The organism is Photorhabdus heterorhabditis, assembly GCF_018448905.1.
Classification (GTDB): Bacteria; Pseudomonadota; Gammaproteobacteria; order Enterobacterales; family Enterobacteriaceae; genus Photorhabdus; species Photorhabdus heterorhabditis.
The window spans coordinates 1-17573 of the sequence record NZ_RCWA01000015.1 but is presented as its reverse complement, the minus strand read 5'-3'; the positions used below and the strand labels follow the sequence as shown (position 1 = coordinate 17573).

Annotated in this window: 20 protein-coding genes; 2 read left to right on the top strand and 18 right to left on the bottom strand. The window is 37.5% G+C overall.

Features of this window, described 5'->3' with window-relative positions; all coding sequences use genetic code 11:
- Positions 1-525 precede the first annotated feature (525 nt).
- On the top strand, positions 526-705 hold the full coding sequence (locus EAE89_RS11350) for a hypothetical protein (protein WP_054480627.1): 180 nt from the start codon (positions 526-528) through the stop codon (positions 703-705).
- 282 nt (positions 706-987) lie between these two features.
- On the opposite strand, the gene tehB is transcribed toward EAE89_RS11350, so the two are convergent.
- From tehB to EAE89_RS11330, 4 genes are all read right to left on the bottom strand, one after another.
- Positions 988-1845: an SAM-dependent methyltransferase TehB gene (tehB, locus tag EAE89_RS11345; protein WP_149616245.1), complete on the bottom strand. Its 858-nt coding sequence runs from the start codon at positions 1843-1845 to the stop codon at positions 988-990.
- A 247-nt stretch (positions 1846-2092) separates the two neighbouring features.
- Positions 2093-4234 (bottom strand): polysaccharide biosynthesis tyrosine autokinase, encoded by a 2142-nt coding sequence (locus tag EAE89_RS11340; RefSeq protein WP_214085865.1) that lies wholly within the window; start codon positions 4232-4234, stop codon positions 2093-2095.
- A 69-nt stretch (positions 4235-4303) separates the two neighbouring features.
- Positions 4304-4732 carry an arsenate reductase/protein-tyrosine-phosphatase family protein gene (locus EAE89_RS11335; RefSeq protein ID WP_054480621.1) on the bottom strand — a complete coding sequence of 143 codons (429 nt, stop codon included), beginning with the start codon at positions 4730-4732 and terminating at the stop codon, positions 4304-4306.
- On the bottom strand, positions 4732-5877 hold the full coding sequence (locus EAE89_RS11330) for a polysaccharide export protein (RefSeq protein WP_054480619.1): 1146 nt from the start codon (positions 5875-5877) through the stop codon (positions 4732-4734). The genes EAE89_RS11335 and EAE89_RS11330 overlap by 1 nt, the downstream gene beginning before the upstream one ends.
- 728 nt (positions 5878-6605) lie before the next feature.
- Between EAE89_RS11330 and EAE89_RS11325 the strand changes: the two genes are divergently transcribed.
- A complete protein-coding gene (locus tag EAE89_RS11325) occupies positions 6606-7001 on the top strand; it encodes a VOC family protein (RefSeq protein WP_054480617.1) in 396 nt (131 codons plus the stop codon).
- Between the two features lie 205 nt (positions 7002-7206).
- Here EAE89_RS11325 and EAE89_RS11320 read toward each other — a convergent pair whose 3' ends face one another.
- The 14 genes from EAE89_RS11320 to EAE89_RS11255 all read right to left on the bottom strand — a co-directional run.
- Positions 7207-7656, bottom strand: coding sequence for a lysis protein (locus EAE89_RS11320; RefSeq protein WP_054480615.1), 450 nt, complete (start codon positions 7654-7656; stop codon positions 7207-7209).
- Positions 7657-7665: 9 nt separating this feature from the next.
- Entirely contained in the window at positions 7666-8067 is a 402-nt protein-coding gene (locus EAE89_RS11315; RefSeq protein ID WP_054480612.1) for a structural protein, read from the bottom strand.
- A gap of 9 nt (positions 8068-8076) precedes the next feature.
- Positions 8077-8403 carry a phage holin, lambda family gene (locus tag EAE89_RS11310; RefSeq protein ID WP_012777244.1) on the bottom strand — a complete coding sequence of 109 codons (327 nt, stop codon included), beginning with the start codon at positions 8401-8403 and terminating at the stop codon, positions 8077-8079.
- A 637-nt stretch (positions 8404-9040) separates the two neighbouring features.
- Positions 9041-9838: an alpha/beta hydrolase gene (locus EAE89_RS11305; RefSeq protein WP_214085864.1), complete on the bottom strand. Its 798-nt coding sequence runs from the start codon at positions 9836-9838 to the stop codon at positions 9041-9043.
- Between the two features lie 494 nt (positions 9839-10332).
- Positions 10333-11319, bottom strand: coding sequence for a glycosyltransferase (locus EAE89_RS11300; RefSeq protein ID WP_214085863.1), 987 nt, complete (start codon positions 11317-11319; stop codon positions 10333-10335).
- Positions 11320-11957: 638 nt separating this feature from the next.
- Entirely contained in the window at positions 11958-12350 is a 393-nt protein-coding gene (locus EAE89_RS11295; protein ID WP_054480606.1) for a YscW family type III secretion system pilotin, read from the bottom strand.
- Positions 12347-12580, bottom strand: a complete 234-nt coding sequence (locus EAE89_RS11290; RefSeq protein WP_054480603.1) for a T3SS regulon translocated regulator ExsE family protein — start codon at positions 12578-12580, stop codon at positions 12347-12349. The genes EAE89_RS11295 and EAE89_RS11290 overlap by 4 nt, the downstream gene beginning before the upstream one ends.
- Positions 12577-13020 carry a type III secretion system chaperone gene (locus EAE89_RS11285; protein WP_214085862.1) on the bottom strand — a complete coding sequence of 148 codons (444 nt, stop codon included), beginning with the start codon at positions 13018-13020 and terminating at the stop codon, positions 12577-12579. Before EAE89_RS11285 ends, EAE89_RS11290 begins: the two co-directional genes overlap by 4 nt.
- Positions 13021-13358: 338 nt before the next feature.
- Entirely contained in the window at positions 13359-14243 is an 885-nt protein-coding gene (locus EAE89_RS11280) for a YopD family type III secretion system translocon subunit (protein WP_214085861.1), read from the bottom strand.
- Positions 14244-14254: 11 nt separating this feature from the next.
- Positions 14255-15415 (bottom strand): type III secretion system translocon subunit SseC family protein, encoded by a 1161-nt coding sequence (gene sctE, locus EAE89_RS11275; RefSeq protein ID WP_072161924.1) that lies wholly within the window; start codon positions 15413-15415, stop codon positions 14255-14257.
- The gene (locus tag EAE89_RS11270) at positions 15396-15905 is read right to left on the bottom strand and encodes a SycD/LcrH family type III secretion system chaperone (RefSeq protein WP_054480599.1); all 510 of its coding nucleotides are present in this window, start codon (positions 15903-15905) and stop codon (positions 15396-15398) included. Before EAE89_RS11270 ends, sctE begins: the two co-directional genes overlap by 20 nt.
- Before the next feature lie 9 nt (positions 15906-15914).
- Entirely contained in the window at positions 15915-16904 is a 990-nt protein-coding gene (locus EAE89_RS11265; protein ID WP_054480597.1) for a virulence-associated V antigen, read from the bottom strand.
- Between the two features lie 10 nt (positions 16905-16914).
- Positions 16915-17193: an LcrG family type III secretion system chaperone gene (locus tag EAE89_RS11260; RefSeq protein WP_054480596.1), complete on the bottom strand. Its 279-nt coding sequence runs from the start codon at positions 17191-17193 to the stop codon at positions 16915-16917.
- Between the two features lie 138 nt (positions 17194-17331).
- The coding region (locus tag EAE89_RS11255; RefSeq protein WP_214085860.1) for a zinc ribbon domain-containing protein at positions 17332-17573 on the bottom strand (242 nt) is incomplete at its 5' end.

The window sequence follows — 17573 nt, the reverse complement described above, 5'->3', positions numbered from 1 at the left end:
AAAATATGCGAGAAAAAGTTTCGTAAAAACGGAAAAAGATTTGATACTTGTGAGTAATATCACTTGATACAATTTTAAGATAAGATATTCAAAATTTGTTGCCCCAGACTTATCACAAAATATTTACGCTTAAGCTACTCTTTTCTTCATCCAAACAATTTACTGATATATTTAACATTGTTAATTAAAAAACCATTCGTCCCATTTGATTTTTTTATTAATCAATACTCTTTTTAAAAGAGTATTGATTAACTAATAACTCAACAGAAATTATCAACGATTTTTCTGAAAACATCTTTCTTACTCTGTCTATTATATTTTCTCGCTTAAACCTGCCCTTCCCTAAAACAAATTTCATTACGCCAATCTGGAGAGAAATAGAAAAATATATGTAATATTCTTTTATAACCATAAAATTACCAAATCTTTCTCGAGCCGCTTCACAATAATTAAACAACCCCATTGTATTATTGTTCTGTTCAACTCATTTTGTCAGCTCAAGTTAACGAATGGGTGGAGGATCACATGATGGAACAACAATATTTCATTGGTGTTGATGTTGGTTCAGCCAGTGTTCGTACTGCGATTTTTGATCAACACGGTAAACGACATGCATTCTCTGTGCGTCCTATCCAACAATTTCATCCAAGAGCTGGTTTTGTTGAACAGTCCTCCACAAATGTACCAAGACCAGCAGAGATATAACGAAATTATGCAAACCTGCTATACCCAATAGATTTCAATTTGCAGAGCGGCGGCAAGAGAACGCATCCCCAGAAGCATAGATAACGATGTGACTGGGGTAAGTGAAAGCAGCCAACAAAATAGCAACTTGAAGGATGAAGGGTATATTAACTTTTAATAATGAAAACTAGAATACCAGCAGGATAGAACATATATCCAAAATTACAACTCAGAAAATAAATCAATAACCCATTAAGTTGCCTGATGCTATCAACATAGAATTAATAGCCCATCTAAAATATTTTACTGCTTTCTGGCAATAAGCGTAGCAAAATTTAATTTTATTCTGTTGCCATGTTCATCAGTTTTATGAAGATATCCTGGGTCTTCATTATATTTAATAATTTCCCAGTCAGAATAATAACTTTTCAATTCCCCTGATTCCAGAAAACATTTAAATGGCAGTAATGAATATGGTGCAGAATCTGTTTTAATCGGACACACAATCAGATTAACACCACTTTCATTCGTTTGTTCCTGCATATTGAGAATAATATCAGCGATCTTTTCCCTTTGCAGGAACATCAGCACCACAGTTGAAATGATTAAATCATATTTCTCTTTAATATTGTGCAAATTGATATCATAAACAGAGGCACGGATATTTTTCAGCTGTTCTTTCTCTTTAATAAAATTAATTGCGTCAATATGCTGTTGGCTAATATCCATTGCCATAACATCATAACCTTTTTCGGCCAGATAGAAAGTATTCCGGCCTCGACCCGATCCCAGATCTAATGTCTTACATGGAGAAAGAATATCTACCAAATATCTAATTTCAGAGTGAGGCAATGACAGATTATTTTGTTTATAAAACAGATATTGCGGTTCACATAAAAAAGAGAGCTGGCATTTTATATCATCACTCACCCATTTAATCTTATGCCAAACTTGTGGCTGAATGATGGGAGGCTGTTTTTGCACATTAAAGTATTCTGTTTCCTCTTGTTCACCCTCGAAAATAACAAACTCCAGCTCACCCTCAAGGATTTCAAGACAAGCATAAGTACCCTCTTTAGTATTATGTCTTTGAGTGAACATTTCAGGAATCGTATTTTTCTGCCAGATTGGCATTCGTTTGTAACAAACAAGACCGCTCATTGGATTTCCCCAGAAATTAAGTTACATAATAAATACATCTTATAGTTACATTCTGCAACTGTAAAGGTATAAAATAGCAACAGAAAAAGTTCAGTAGATGTTCTGAGACAATCCCTTAAAAATAAAAGGAAAAATAATCAATTTTCCTCTTCCTTGAGTAAACCTATCCACAGTCAAAAAGCAGAAAAAATAAGATTTCATTGATAAAATTTCTCCGACCTACGGCTAAAGGCCGGAGAAAAACAAATCAATCCTTATAACTGTATTGATAATGTCCGCCGTAATAGAGACTCGAATTCTTCTCTACAGCATTTAACAATACGCCTTTAATATGCGTGCCATTTTGCTCAAAACGGCGAATAGCAACACCAACTTCTTTAACCCGCGTTTTATAATAACGAGCAATTAATAATGAAGTTCCGGCATATCTTCCAATGATTGCAGCATCAGTTACAGCCAAAATAGGAGGGGTATCTACCAAGACATAATCATAATGCTCTTCTGCCCAAGATAATAACTCCTTAAACCTACTATGCATGAGCAACTCTGACGGATTAGGCGGAATAGTACCTCGACTAACAAAATCAAGCTCAGTAAGATAAGTTCTGGTGATAGTCTCTTTTATCTGATTCTGACCAGCCAGATATTCTGAAAGCCCTGGAGACTGAGGGCTTTCTAACACCTTATGTAAATGCCCTCTTCTCATATCCGCATCTATTAAAAGAACTTTTTTATTACCTAATGCCAATACTGCTGCAAGGTTTACTGAAATAAAGGATTTTCCCAATTCAGGAGCAGGACCAGAAAGAAGAATAATTTTATTTGCAGATTCCATCATTGAAAAATGCAAAGTTGTTCTAAGACTACGTAATGCTTCAATCGCCAAGTCAGTAGGGTCATGAATCGCTAATAACCGTAATCTCTGATGATAAGGTCTCTTTTTCTGTTGCTGCTCAAGCTTAGTTTGAGTCTCCGATAATGGAATAGTCGCATAAACAGAAATCCCTATTTCTTCCAACTGTTCGGGACTTTCAATTCCTTTGCGGAACAATACGCGTACTAAAACTAATCCAATTGATAATATAAGCCCTAACATCATCATAACAGCAATGATCAAAGACTTTTTCGGTTTTATCGCTGAAGATTCTACAACAGCTTCATCAATAATACGTACATTACCCACCGTCCCGGCTTTTAGAATGTTCAGCTCTTGCTGTTTATTAAGTAACTGAACATAAATTTCTTGCCCAACCTGGACATCCCTGGTCAAGCGTAAAATTTCCTGCTGGGTTTTAGGTAACCGTTTGATTGACTGATTCAACTCTTTTTTGGTATCAGCCAGAGTCTTGCGTTTATCAAGCAATGCAACATAAGCAGGATGTTGTTTGGTATACAATTGCTGTAACTCAGCTTCTTTGAAAGTCAGTTCATTAAGCTGTTTTTCAATCTGGACCAATGTCTCCAGAGCAGATTTTGCTTCAAGCGATAAATCAATAGATTCATTAGCTTGACGATATTGATTAAGCAACTCTTCGGAGCGATTGAGCGCCATTTTAACTTTAGGTAAATGATTCTTTAAGAAATTAAGACTACTCTCAGCTTCTTCGGTCTTCCTTGTCACATTCTGTCGCAAGTAATTTTTACTGATACTATCAAGTATCAGTTTTATCCTTGCACGATCATCACCTTCTATTTCAAGCGAAATAATACCGGTATTATTTCCTTTCTCCGTTACCCGCAAAGATTGTTGCAACCCACGAATTACATTTAACTGGGCCTTTTTAACCAATGTAAAACTTTGTCCGGGAGGAGCCGAGATATTTGATATAAGCAAATTTATACCATCAGCATCAAATACCTTATTAACTTGCCCGTTAAAAACCTGACCGTCGAATTCCAATCGATAATGTTCTGAATCATCAACATATATTTTCACAGCCTTGTTAATATTATGTGACGATACAGTAAAATTTTTAATAACAATGTTAGGCTTTGGCATACCACGAAGACGAGCAATACCTTTACCTACCACAGGAAAATAATCAGCTTCAACCTGAACATCCAGATCCAAATCTCTTACTGTTTTTCCTATTATCATCCGGGAAACTAACAGCTCTAATTCTGCTGCTGTATCTGACGGCCTTCCAGATAGCATATCCGTCATGTCCCCGACTAAAGACAACGCACTACTTTTCTTTTCAACCTGCAATAAAGCATTCGCTTTGTATACCGGTGTAGCAATCAAGGCATAACAAAGACCAATAACAGTGAATAATAGAGTGACTCCGCCAATAATCCAGCGATAATCGAATAAGGCACTAAGAAGACGGCCTAAATCAATTTCATCACTATCCGTATGAGTGTGACTTGATTTATCTGATGTAGTCATAAAAAGCCTATAATTGCTTATTAAGAAGTAATAAAAAATAAAAAACAAAAATCAAAGGACACTTATAAGTTATAATTTCCCTAACCAACTATTAGCGCTTTTAAATAATAATTGATATACATATTCATAAACCTCGGTATCAGATTTATAAGGATCAGGAATCTCCATTTCACTTAGCCAATGGCCTAAGAGCATTGTCTTCCCTCTTGCTCCCAAGTTAACTCTATTTACCGCCTCAATATGTTTTTTTTCCATAACCAGAATCAGATTTGACTGCTGACATAACTCACTGGTTAATTGACGAGCTGTATGTCCTCCTAGAGACAATCCATGTCTAGCAGCAACTTTACTAGAAAGCTCATGTGCAGGTTTACCAATCAGAGCTGATATTCCCGCAGAATAAATCTCTTTCTGAGGGAATAACCGCCTCAATAAACGCTCTCCTGTTGGAGATCGACAAATGTTACCTACACAAACAATCAAAATAGAATTAAACATCAATTAGGCCACTTACGAATCCACTTGGTTGTTTCTGTCAAACTGTTAATGCTTGATATTGTTGGCACCAGTTGACTAATAACCCGATTCCAGCGAACAATTGGTGCACTGGTAACATAAACAATATCATAAGGTTGCAAATTAAACTCAGTTCCCAAGATTAACGTTGTCGCATCCTTCGCATTGAGCTGATAGATATTTGCTATTTTCCCACTCTTATCAGGTGTATTGCGCAATGAACGAATCACAAAAATGCCACTGGCATCGCTTGATAATTGATCTATACCTTCAGCATTACCTAATGCCTCGGTCAAGGTCATTCCACTACGGTCCATACGTAAAGTACTTTGCTTTTTCACTTCTCCCATAACAAACACTTTCAAATCATCATTACGAGGAATATATAAAATATCACCGGAATAGAGCAGACGATTCTGCTTTAGATCCCCGTTTTGCATTAAATCTTGAAGAGAAATGACTGTTTCTTTTCCTTTATGAGTTAAAACAGCTCTCTTCCAGTCAGCATTTTCAGTCAAACCGCCGGCATGGTTAATCGCATCAATCACAGTTAAAGGAACATTAGTGATAGCCTGTTGATCTGACCTAACAACTTCACCGGTTACATAAGCTTTTTGTGAACGGAAAGCAGCAACATTGACATCGACCTGAGGTGATTCGATATACTTTGATAACTTATTCGTAATCATGGTACGCACCTGAGTAACTGTTTTCCCCTTTACATACAATCTGCCAATATATGGGTAAAAAATTGTTCCATCAGAATGTACCCAGTTACCGGTATCACTAGCACTGCGATATTGCCCCGCAGGCGTTGTTAGTTCAGGATGATCCCAGACAGTAACCATGATTACATCACCCACACCAATACAATATTCATATTGCTGCAATTCTTTATCTAGTTCAGGATTTGGACGAGCAATAGCAGAATTCACCCGCAATTTTTCAATTAACTGCGGTGTCACCGGATAAACATTTACCAAATTATTAATGTCATAGTTACTATCATTATCATTGATTATTTCTTTATTATAAATAGGAAGGCCGCTCCCAGGAGCAACCGTACAACCACCTAATAACATAGAACAAGACAACGCTTGAACTATAATTAATTCCTTTATATTCATCAGACTTTTATCCTTAAAAAATAATAAACAAAAAATACACAAACAGTATTAATTATAATCTCCTTAAGAAAGTAAGATTATAATATAATAAGATATAATATAATATAAAAATTTTGTTTAAGTATCATAGCATATTGAGCCATTGATCGTATCACTTTGTAAAAACAATCAAAATCAGCTTAGTACCTTTGATAAGCTCCGGCTACTAAATAGAAAATAAATCAAACAAATAATATAATCACAAACTATTTAATTATAAAATGTATTTTGCAAGATATTGTTGCAAATAGAAAGTAAGAGTTGAATATCCCTGATACAGGAAAGAGAAAATATCACCAGAACTTGTTGAAACTAAATGCATATTTATGATCACATTGCTAGAAAAATACATTTCTACTTATATCAAAATCAATGCTTAATTAGTAAATGATTTTATAATTCATACTATGGTAATAAGCCAAAAGGTAGACCATAAACTTGCCAAAAAAGCACAAACACAAAACAATAAATTAACAAAAAACAAATAATAACATTACTATATTTTACATATTAAAAATAATAAACTTAAGTATATTTTATCAAAATTTCAAACTACTCTGGTTTCTTTAAGTTTACCATTTTGTATTTTCGCGGCTCTCAACTACTATGTTGGCTGTTTTATATAGAGTAGAGACAAAAAATCTGTAAGTTGAACAAATCCAATAAAAAATTTACCAACCGGAACCATCATGAACAAATCAACCATCCTAAGGATAGCCAGGCCAACAGATAACCTAAATCAGATCGTTGAAATGTACTGCCAAGGTTTAGGATTTATTGTTTTAGCTAAATTTAAAAATCATGAAAACTTCGACGGCGTTATGCTGGGACACCCAAATCATCTTTGGCACCTCGAATTTACACATCATCGCGGCACAACGGTAGGCAGAGCGCCGACACAGGATAATTTACTGGCCTTCTATATACCAAGCCATTCAGAGTGGTTACATCAAACATCATTAATGAAAACCGCTGGTTTCATTGATGTCCCTTCTTACAACCCATATTGGGATGTTCAAGGTAAAACGTTTGAAGATATTGATGGTTATCGGGTTGTGTTACAAAACACGGCATCCCCTGTTTGATTCTATACCCAATAGATTTCAATTTGCATCGCGGCGGCAAGGGAGCGAATCCCCGGGAGCATAGATAACTCTGTGACCGGGGTGAGTGAGTGCAGCCAACCAAGAGGCAACTTGAAAGATAACAGGTATAAATCAACTTCAGCATACTTCCCTGATAACCAACCCAATATCTACGTTGTTTCACAGCAACATTATCAAAACTCAGCTACTGACACTGAGTTTTGATGTAGTCCTGCAAGTATTTAGTTTGTTTCTCATTCTCAACAATCATTCTTCGGAGATCGAAATAATCTTGTTCAGCTGCCGGGTTAAATCGTGGGGTTCCTGCATGGCCCACGCTGCCGGAGGAACCAGTTTCGCTCTGACTACAGGTTGCCGCGATGCGCAACCTGAGACGACCAGCGGCAACATTATTACGAAGAACGTCAATTTCAGATTTCGCATTAGCAAGTTCCTTTGTATGTTTATCATCCAACTCAGACAAGCGTTTTATCCGCTCCTGCTGACTGACAATTTCATTCTGTTGCTCCAACAGCCGACTCTGTAGCTGAACTGTTGCATCAAGCTGTTTGGTATACTTACCGTAATAGTGATACGCCAGCAATGAAACAAGAGCCAGAGCAATGATCGTGTAACTATGAGAATTAAACTTCATAATATCACCCTACAAAAGTGAAAAGGCTTTATCAATCACCTCATTGCTATAGGGCTGGCTACCATTTTCCACTGTAATAATGGCTTTAATAATTTTTATCATAAATATCTTATTAAACACATCAATAACCTGATCGCAACTAACCCCAGTGTCTTTACACACACGATTAACATAACCATCCGTATTATTTTCATTGGGAGGGGCCCATCGTGAAATGATGCCTCCCACTGTTTTGAGATTATATTTTCTATTATAGTTATGCAGAATTTTAATCATTGCCCGAATACCATATTCAGGACTGATAAACTGACAAAAAGATTTATCGGTACGCTGTGATTCAGGCACCAAACCTTGCCAATCATCCCCCCAGCGAATATTGCCAGGGTTATTGTTTCGAATACCTCTGCTCATAATCTGCTCCTACTGTTTGTTACCTGTTTTATTATTAACAACTTTTCTTAGGATCTGACCAAAATAATCAGTTCCCAGATAACCAATAATGACACTGCCTATGTAAGCCAAATCCGTACTCATACCAAAAAAATCCAATACATCACGGATAAACCAGGCAATCATGGCGCACATAATGGCGTCCATAATTGTCGTCCAGAATTTACCGCCGTTATATCGACCTCTGAGATAAGCCATTGCAGCAGCCAGTGCCGCACCTATACCTTGTTCTTTGACTGACAGCAGCCATAACCATAGCTGCATCCAGATGTCAGGCTGTTTATCCATGTATTTCATCCTTCACTCCCATTCATACAATGGGAATCCATAGGCTGCCGTGTAGCCTTAAATTTGAGTTAATAGGAATACTGCGAAATCAGTAGAATAAGAAAAGGCCACACATAGCGCAGCCTTAAATTTTGTTAGGTGATTACTTACATTTAGTATAATACCGCACTCATCAGCAACCCCCAGTGATGTGTCATTATGGATAAGAAAACTAGAATGATGGATGAATATATACCCGTTATCTTTCAAGTTGCCCCTTTATTGGCTGCACTCGCTCACCCCGGTCACTCAGATCACATAGTTATCTATACTCCCGGGGATTCGTCGCGATCCATCTTGAAATCCACAGGGTATATAATTAATTGGAACTTTTATTATTCCCCCAAAATAATATTTCTACTGATAATCAGTATTATATTTTCCGTGAAAACCCAACTCACAGTGTATTTTCTAATTTTCTGATACCGTATTACTGAATTAAACGGCAAGATATTATTATCTTGTCTTGAACTATCCACTTTAAAGTAATCATTATCTGTGCTGTGCTGTGCTTAAACGCTATAATACATTGCTATCTTGTTATAATGATCCCACTTTTATCAATTCATTTGAAAACAAGATAAGTACTAACACAGATCTGTCTCCTCTATTCTTTTAATATAAACCTTTTTAAGGTGCGATAAACCTCTTCAGGTTGCTCAAGTATACCCAAATGTGTTCTGGCACTTTCCAATCGCTTAACCTGGAAAAAAGAGTTCTCGTGAGAAAATTTTTGCTGCTCAAGCAAATAATGGCCTCGTCTATCTAAAGAATAAATATGAATACATTGATGACGCCCCGATAACAGTTTTAATCTATCCAGAGGAGAACCATATTTGTTATATGCCCCCGCTATCGCCTTTCCCGCCGCTTCCCACACAGTAAAACCCACTTGTGACATTTCTTTAACTAAATGATCTCCAACAATTTTATTATTCCCTCCTCCCATCCAGGAATTAAATAAAGAATTCCTTGCTGAAACCCAATTTTCAGGATCTTGTATATAGTTAATTGCTTGAAAGAATGCAGGATCAGGATTAGTCATAATCCAATCAAGAAATACGAGTGCAGAGACTCTCTCTGGCATTATCTCTGCTATATCAGCAGCAATCCAGCTAGCGTGAGCAACCGAAACTGGTATAAATTGCTCTATTTCTAATGAGTTAATTAGCGAAACAATATCATTTAACAATATTTCTGGAGTTAATGGCAATACAGATTGTGAAGATAGTCCGTGATTACGCCAATCCAAGCTAATAATTCTGAAAGTTTCCGAAGCCAACGCTTCAAATGGGATAAAAACCGTTTTAGGTTCACACCATCCAGGAAGGAGTAATAATGTAATAGGGCCAATACCACTATCATTGTAATCTATTTTTATGTCATTGCAATAAAATTGACTCATAATCCTATTCTCAGTAGAAAGATTAAATAACGAAAACTCAAGACCTACAATAAATTGTCACATTTAGGTTTTATTGTCTATATCACGATTGATTTTCATCATTGAAATAGCACTAAAAGTAAATTTCAGATAACATTTAAAAAAACAATTATTTAAATAAGAATTCAAAATAAAAACATTATTCACATTATCCATTTTCGGCATTATTTAATTATCTTTTTTAATCTAAATTATAATTACCTAAATTGTCAATTTAGTCATAGGTTATCGACTTATGTTTATAAGATGTACATTCAATGTCTTATACAAGTAACGGGAAATGCCACATTATGCCTCATAAAGCAACCTCCTGACACAGATTTAATATCCATTTTATTTTAGGATGCTCAACGAAAACAAAGTCACTACAACAAGATATTCAAATAGAAGACAGGCAATAGAACCATTAGGTGAGCACAATCTAAAAAAACAGATCATTCAGGGCACAGTCGTCACTAATTCATGAAACTCCTTAATACTAAGATTAACTTACAACGTATAATAAACCATAGTTCATGATAATTATGTACACCAGGTAATAAATCACTCAAAAAAATTTTATGAACAAAACGTTTAGCAAGCAATTTCTTTAAAGCAGGATCTTGTATTTTTTTTCTATACAAAATAAAAAAACTTCCAACCTCTCTTATTGCATGACGACTAAGTGACCTCCTTAACGATTTTTTATCTTTAATTGCTTTTGAAATTTTAATAATTGAATCAACTACAGTAATATAGCTATCAGCTCGATGATATAATCTTTTAATTTCTGTTGAGCGAGTTATTGATTTCGGATTATTCCTATAACAATATAATAGTTCCTTACAGAAGCCAATTCGATTTGCTATAAGTGCCCAATTAATAGTCCATAAAATATCCTCATGAAAAGTGTTTTCTGCAAAACTCAATTGGTTGTCAAGAATCAACTCCTTTTTAATAAGTTGTAGCCAAACAAAATGTGGCCATTCCCTACACTCAACACAATATTCAATCCACTCTTTACCGGTTAACACGCTACCATGAGGCTGTTTATGTGTTACTTTTTTATTATCTGGTGATAATGGGTTTTCTGTAAAACTGACACCATTACCAATGAGAACATCTAGTCTTTGTGCAATAGCCTGATCAAGCCATTTTTTCAAAATTTGCGGTTTTAACCAATCATCACTATCAACAAATAAAACCCACTCTCCTCTCGCATATTCTATACCATGATTTCTGGCTATTGACACTCCCCGGTTTTCTTGATTAATAATTCGTATTCTATTATCTCTATTTTTATATTCTTCCAGCACTTTTAAACTATTATCGGTGGAGCCATCATTGATAATGATGACCTCAAAGTTAATATTTTCTTGTGAAGATATTGAATCCAACAAATAGACTATATTGTTTTCTTCATTGAAGATAGGAATAATGATGCTGATTTCAAACTGAGACATTTATAACCCTTTTGAAGAAATAGTAGATTTTAATAGAAATATTAATTTCATAATAAAACAAGCCTTTTCTTGTCGCTATTTATCTACCATACAGTATCTTAAAAGCTATTTATAGATAGGAATGGATAATTTTATTAAAATTAGCATTAATTAAGTACGATAATGATACTATAAATTTAAGGATAGAAAAGTACACACCATCATTACATACAACGATAACCACTGTAATTCAATTTCATTTATCCAGTGATAAATCAATCAGCACATATATCAATATAAATTAGAAATAATTGTACAGTCATATCTCAATCTAATGACTTTTATGAATCACATGATTATCTATTATCAATGTAGTTGTTGGGTATATCAGTATATTCATATCAAACAAACCAGACTAATTTTCTATCGTCTACTATATAAATAATGGGATAAGGATAATGAAAATGTGTCGTTGTAAAAATAAAAATTCCATATATATCATGGACTTTTAATATATCTGAAGTTTATTGAATTATATAATTAAGATAATAAAACATTCCATGAGATCATTAAATATAATATAAATTAAATAGCATTTGAAAACCTATAAATAAATATATTTCCCTATTTATTGTTCTCGAAGTACTTACTACCCAATCTTATAAACATTCTGGATAACACGGTAAGGGAAATAATTGCACTACGACTTTTTTTCCTGCAACGATCCGTTGTTGATTCTTTGCCTGTACCGCTCGTTTGTCATCCCAACGTAAATAAGTTCGCAAGAACAAATTTTCATGAGAAAACGGTAATGGACCCAAACGCATGGAAAAAGTCAAAGGTAACATATCCAAGCGATAACACATCTCGCCAACGGTCAGCACTTTCCCATCAACGACAGCAAGCAACGATAGTTCAACATTTGCAGTTTTGGACAGAGGAACCGGCATAGTCACATCCCCCTCAATCAACTGTGATGTTCCATTATCTGTTATGTTACTTACACACCCGGTAATCAGCAAACACCACAATATCAACCCCTTTTGGGTCATAACAAACTGATCCGACGTTGTGACAACGGTGTATGCTGCCTATCTAACAAACGTTGCAATGCTGTCTCATGTTCTAGCTCTATTACAAGACCTCTACTCAAAACTACAGAAAGCGGTTCATGAATATTTTGCGGTACACTCCCTGACGTAACCCTACGACCACAGCAAAAGCTATCATTTTCATGAGACACATTTGTTAAATGAATGGGTAACGAATTTTCAATTTTCATACTCGCATTCCCAAAGATTTGTTCTGCTGAGTCTCAGTTGGAAACTGAGCTTGCAATAATTCCTGCCAAAACTCAGCATGATCCAACATACTCGAAAGGCTTGCCTCAAAAGTAGCCAGATTCAACTGACTGGCTGACATTTGCCGATAAAGCTGCACCATCAGAGTTGACTCATCAAAACCAAAGTGAAGATCAAACTGATACCAATGGCGATTAAAACTGGTCAGTTGGCGGAAAATTCCCTCACCAACCGCAGTGATATCAGCTATATCTATTTGTAAAATTAGCTGATCACGTTCGGGAATTAAGATCAAAGAGAGGTGAAGGTGCTCATCAAAACAGAGAGCGGCCACACCTTCATGATTTAAAGCTAAGTGTGGCAAGCCGAATTTGGTGGCAAATTCAGCCAAAACTTGGTTGATGATGGTTATCACATCCATGGTTCACTCCTACAGAGAAGGAAATCAAGCAAACTTGAAGTTACCACGCAGTTGAGCAAACGGGTGACTCCCGAGAAAAGGGAGTTAGTTTACTACCATCATCTTTCATGCCTCTGTCACTCAAAGGCAGTTCTTTTAATAAAAAAGTCACTCGGATCGTTATCAAAAAGCCAAATACCGATCATAGCTAAAGACCGGATATCATGATTCAATATTTTCACCCCTTTATGCTTTTAGTGATAACCCACGAATTTTAAAAACAAAATCAATAGCAGCCATCTATCAATAAGAGCGCACCTTTCGATGCGTTCAAGCTTATACAAACAGTTACTACCTCGTTACACCACACCAGCCGCCGCACGCCATGCTTGGTTATAACTCTGAGAAAGTTGTTGCAACAATTGCAAAACATCTCTCATGAAATTGTTATTCAATGAAATCTGATCTTCACTTTTTTGTTTTTCATGTTGAGCCACAGAGGCATCCACTTCATGTTCCTTGGCTCTAGCCTGAGAAAGCCCTTGCTCTACTTGCACTGAATTATTAGACATACTTGATAACGAGTTCATCACTAAACTGAAGATCTGCTGTTTGCTGTTAAGACTATCAAACACTCTAGTCAGCGATTTCAGGGCATTTTCATCAGCAAGCTGTTCTTTGGCCCATACCTTACTAACCGCAGCCCGATCCACATCTCCATTTTTCCCTAGCTGTTGCAACTTAAGGTCAATCAATTCATTACGGCCAGCAATATTATTTTCTAACGTTTTCTGCTGCTTAACCACCTGACTACTTTTAACAGCCGAAAAGGCTCCCATCAGAGCTGAAAAAAACGTCATCACACCAGAAACAACCGCCACAGCAATTACCAACATAGCAGCATGGCGCATTTCATTCACTTGTAACTTCTGAGCACCAATAGCCGCCTTGTTTTCCGTATCACGCTGCAAGATACCCAATTCACGCATCTTCCTGGCAATTTCAAAAAGCAACGATATCGTGTTCAATGTACTATCTAATTCTTGGCTGATCTTTCCTAAGCGACTGAGATCCAAAGCCTGCTTCGGTGCAATCAAGTCAACTTTATCCATAAATCCAGTCTTTCCCTGCTGTTGAACAGCCGCAGCATGTATTGTTGCCTCAGCACTTTTATCAACCATAACATCAGCACTGCTACTAAAAGTAATCGACTGATGACCGTTAACGCTATCAATAAAACTCATCTTGTTATTCCCTAAATTTCACGTGGCCGACTGGCAAGATTGTTCATCATTTCCCCTCTGGCATTAAGCATCTGGGAAACCATTTCCATCACATGTTGGAAAGACTCCACCATCTGGGACAACTCTTCTTTAAGCCTGTCCATGACAGCCTGGAATGCCGTCAATTCGCTACGTGAAAGTAGCACATCAACTTGCCGATTAGCTGCTTTGCTCTGGAAAGCAGAATTGGCGGTTTGAACAGCACCATTAGCGAAATTAACCGTCATGTCACTCACCTGTATACCTACTTTCACGCTACGAGACAGAGTATTAGCTGCTGTACCGGCCATTTTTGCAGTAAACTCTGTAACCTTTGTTGCTACCTTAGCCGTCATTTCAGCGACTTTACCGCCAATCTTGGCTCCCATTTTAGCGAGCATTCCAGCGGCTGAACCGCCAAAACTGACCGCCGCTGCCACCACAGCCATCGTAACCTCAAGTACAGTTATTACTGGCCCCAACCATTTCATGGTTTCTTTACTAATTAAACCGTCCTGAGCTGCTTGTTGCAGTCCCTGCGATACTACGCCAAGTACCCCTCCGGCAATCAGCAAAGCACCTGCTACCGCACCAACACCGCTAGCAACCATGATTGCTCCGACCACAATTGAAGCAATCGCACTGATCCAACCAAAGATTTTAGAAAACAGTCCAGATTTCTGTGCCTCTTTAGCTGAATTTTCTGCCTCTTTGAGCTTATGCTGGTTCTCATCCATTTTCTGCAAACTTTGCTGACGTGCTCGCTGGATATCCTGGAGCCTAAGATCCGTTTGATTATGTTCGATCTCACTGGTCAGTTTGCCCAGTTCAATTTCGAATGCCGCAGGTGAAGATATATTCAGAGAAGCCAACCGAGAAATTACCCCGACTGCCAGCTTCGTTCCTTGAGTAACCGATTCAAGCAGATGAGCAACTTCTTCTTGTTGCTGAACATCGAGGAGAGTATTACTCACTGCCAATGGTACCGGCAATGATACTCTTATTGACCTAACCACATTAGAATTAGATGGTTGGTCACCAGCCTGGCTCAATGTAACGCGATCCTCCTTAGAAGACGTAGTCGCCGAGACATTATTAACCAAAGCATCATTCTGTACTGGAAGAACCTGGGGTTTATTTACTATCAGATCCATCTTCCTGATTCCTTTTTATTGTTATGGCTTCTAACATTGCCGTGCAACTAGCAGCTAAAGCAGCGTGTTCCGGTAAAACTACCGCAAGCTGTTGGGCCGAGTAGAAACCACTCTCTGCCCCATCGAGTTCTCCTAATTGCAGGAGGCATTCAGCAGCATGAAATGGAAAACGAGGTTCATTAATATCAAGCATTGCTCCATAGCTATAGCTTTGAATCGCCTGTTCCAATTGCCCCATTGCTTGGCGGCATGCACCCAATCCAAGGAAAAAGCGAGCATCATAGTGATCTAGCATGCATAAAGCCTGAAATATTTTATTCGCATCCTGCCATTTACCTGATTGATACTGGTTGAATGCTAATGAATAAAGTTGTTCAAGCGTATCACTGGAGACATCCTTCAACATGGCAAGAGTGCCACCATCATGAAGAAAAGCCTCCAATTCTTGTGCATATTGGTCAGAAGTCGTAAATGTTTCTTGGTGCTCCATAATCACTCCTTAAATTGCGCCGAGAATGCTGCGCATAACACTGTCATACTTCTGGATAAAACGATTTAACGCTTCAATAGCGGCATTATAACGAGAACTAATATCATTTAGCCGAGTCGTTTTTTCTTGGACAGAATTGTTTAATGGACTTACGCGGTCGTTGACTGAAGTAGAAAAATTGGCCAGACGGTTATTATCTTTTTCATATTTATATAAATTATCCAGACCTGCCATTGCACCACTCTGCTTGTTAGGACTTTCCAAAAATGTCTTAATAGATATGTGTGTTGAGTCAGAAGATATCTTATTCAATAATTGATATTCAGCACTCTTCCTAAAAGCATCATCATTGTCAAAACCATACTTTTTATAATCCAGCAAGTTGAAAGAATTACTGCCATCAATAGAAAGTTTCTGATTGCTCTCTTCCTTAGCTGATAATTTCGCATTAATTTCCGATTGAATAACGCTGTAAATCTTCAGCTCCGCAGTCAGTGCTGTAAGCTCATTACGCAGTAGTTGTCGTTTTTCATCATGACCTAACATGACAGAAGCAAATATATTAATTACAGCATCATCAAGGCGATTCTGTGGTAATTTAAAATGCGCTGTAGCCAAAAATTCTCTTAGATCCCAGTGGGTTTTTAATTCAGTCGTCGGCTTACCTTGCGCATCTTTTCTATAAGTATCATTCAAGAGAGATTTAATACTTTCGATCCCATTTTCTATCCCGCTAGCCAGATACCCTTTCTTAACAGCAGCAGCATCCTCCGTCTCTAGAAAATGAATAACCATTTTTTTTAGGCGCTCTTCATCGTCAGTAATAACCCCTACATAAGCAGGATCATCTTTTACTGCAATCTTGATATCTTTATCACGGATAAGCGAAACCAGTTGATTAAGCGCCACAGATTTAGAATCTTGCAGATCTTTCAGCGAAACCTTATCCAACTCTGCCAGGGAAAGCTGTAAGTTACTACGATAAGAGCTAATATCCACCGTTGAATCCTTATATTATGATGCCGCGCATACGAGGCGGACGACGGAGACGCTTTCCTTCTTCCAAAGAGTGGAGATGACTGTTCCGTAAGCGATTAACTTCTGTCACTAGCTCCTGCTCAGCACTCTGAACTAGAGCAAGATCAGTATGACCAAACAGCTCAGCCCCCACATTGGGGTTAACACCAAGGGATTGCCACATCTCCTGCAATAACTGTAATCTGTGATCGCTATCCTTAATAGCTATCTCAGCGGCCAACAGTACTTTGGCATTGGGTTCCTCTTGCATCAGTGACTCCTATAATAAAGATAGATATTGATTCTTCCTGTCAAAGTTGGACTTTTTTTTGTTGTTTTCTCATTTGAGGTAACGATATAACGCAAGTGACTGCTCCCCGCCGTAAAAAACGGCGAGGCTTCCCACTTCTCAGGCCGCAACCGTTGGTGCAACGGATTTACGCAGGCCTCCGTGGGCAGAAACGACGAGTCCCGCCGCCTGTAATACTGTTATGCCCTTGCCCTGGATGTTGATCGCCGCATTAATATCGCGGTCATGTTCGACTCGACAGAAAGGGCATTGCCAGATCCGCTTATGCAGCGGCATATCCGGCATTTTGTGACCGCAGCAATGACAGGTTTTCGAGCTGGCGAACCACTGAGCCAGTTTGA

What these genes read in the sequence shown, in the direction of transcription:
- EAE89_RS11350 (WP_054480627.1), top strand. Translation starts at nt 526, where the DNA reads ATGATGGAACAACAATATTTCATTGGTGTTGATGTTGGTTCAGCCAGT.
- tehB (WP_149616245.1), bottom strand. Translation starts at nt 1,845, where the DNA reads ATGAGCGGTCTTGTTTGTTACAAACGAATGCCAATCTGGCAGAAAAAT.
- EAE89_RS11340 (WP_214085865.1), bottom strand. Translation starts at nt 4,234, where the DNA reads ATGACTACATCAGATAAATCAAGTCACACTCATACGGATAGTGATGAA.
- EAE89_RS11335 (WP_054480621.1), bottom strand. Translation starts at nt 4,732, where the DNA reads ATGTTTAATTCTATTTTGATTGTTTGTGTAGGTAACATTTGTCGATCT.
- EAE89_RS11330 (WP_054480619.1), bottom strand. Translation starts at nt 5,877, where the DNA reads ATGAATATAAAGGAATTAATTATAGTTCAAGCGTTGTCTTGTTCTATG.
- EAE89_RS11325 (WP_054480617.1), top strand. Translation starts at nt 6,606, where the DNA reads ATGAACAAATCAACCATCCTAAGGATAGCCAGGCCAACAGATAACCTA.
- EAE89_RS11320 (WP_054480615.1), bottom strand. Translation starts at nt 7,656, where the DNA reads ATGAAGTTTAATTCTCATAGTTACACGATCATTGCTCTGGCTCTTGTT.
- EAE89_RS11315 (WP_054480612.1), bottom strand. Translation starts at nt 8,067, where the DNA reads ATGAGCAGAGGTATTCGAAACAATAACCCTGGCAATATTCGCTGGGGG.
- EAE89_RS11310 (WP_012777244.1), bottom strand. Translation starts at nt 8,403, where the DNA reads ATGAAATACATGGATAAACAGCCTGACATCTGGATGCAGCTATGGTTA.
- EAE89_RS11305 (WP_214085864.1), bottom strand. Translation starts at nt 9,838, where the DNA reads ATGAGTCAATTTTATTGCAATGACATAAAAATAGATTACAATGATAGT.
- EAE89_RS11300 (WP_214085863.1), bottom strand. Translation starts at nt 11,319, where the DNA reads ATGTCTCAGTTTGAAATCAGCATCATTATTCCTATCTTCAATGAAGAA.
- EAE89_RS11295 (WP_054480606.1), bottom strand. Translation starts at nt 12,350, where the DNA reads ATGACCCAAAAGGGGTTGATATTGTGGTGTTTGCTGATTACCGGGTGT.
- EAE89_RS11290 (WP_054480603.1), bottom strand. Translation starts at nt 12,580, where the DNA reads ATGAAAATTGAAAATTCGTTACCCATTCATTTAACAAATGTGTCTCAT.
- EAE89_RS11285 (WP_214085862.1), bottom strand. Translation starts at nt 13,020, where the DNA reads ATGGATGTGATAACCATCATCAACCAAGTTTTGGCTGAATTTGCCACC.
- EAE89_RS11280 (WP_214085861.1), bottom strand. Translation starts at nt 14,243, where the DNA reads ATGAGTTTTATTGATAGCGTTAACGGTCATCAGTCGATTACTTTTAGT.
- sctE (WP_072161924.1), bottom strand. Translation starts at nt 15,415, where the DNA reads ATGGATCTGATAGTAAATAAACCCCAGGTTCTTCCAGTACAGAATGAT.
- EAE89_RS11270 (WP_054480599.1), bottom strand. Translation starts at nt 15,905, where the DNA reads ATGGAGCACCAAGAAACATTTACGACTTCTGACCAATATGCACAAGAA.
- EAE89_RS11260 (WP_054480596.1), bottom strand. Translation starts at nt 17,193, where the DNA reads ATGCAAGAGGAACCCAATGCCAAAGTACTGTTGGCCGCTGAGATAGCT.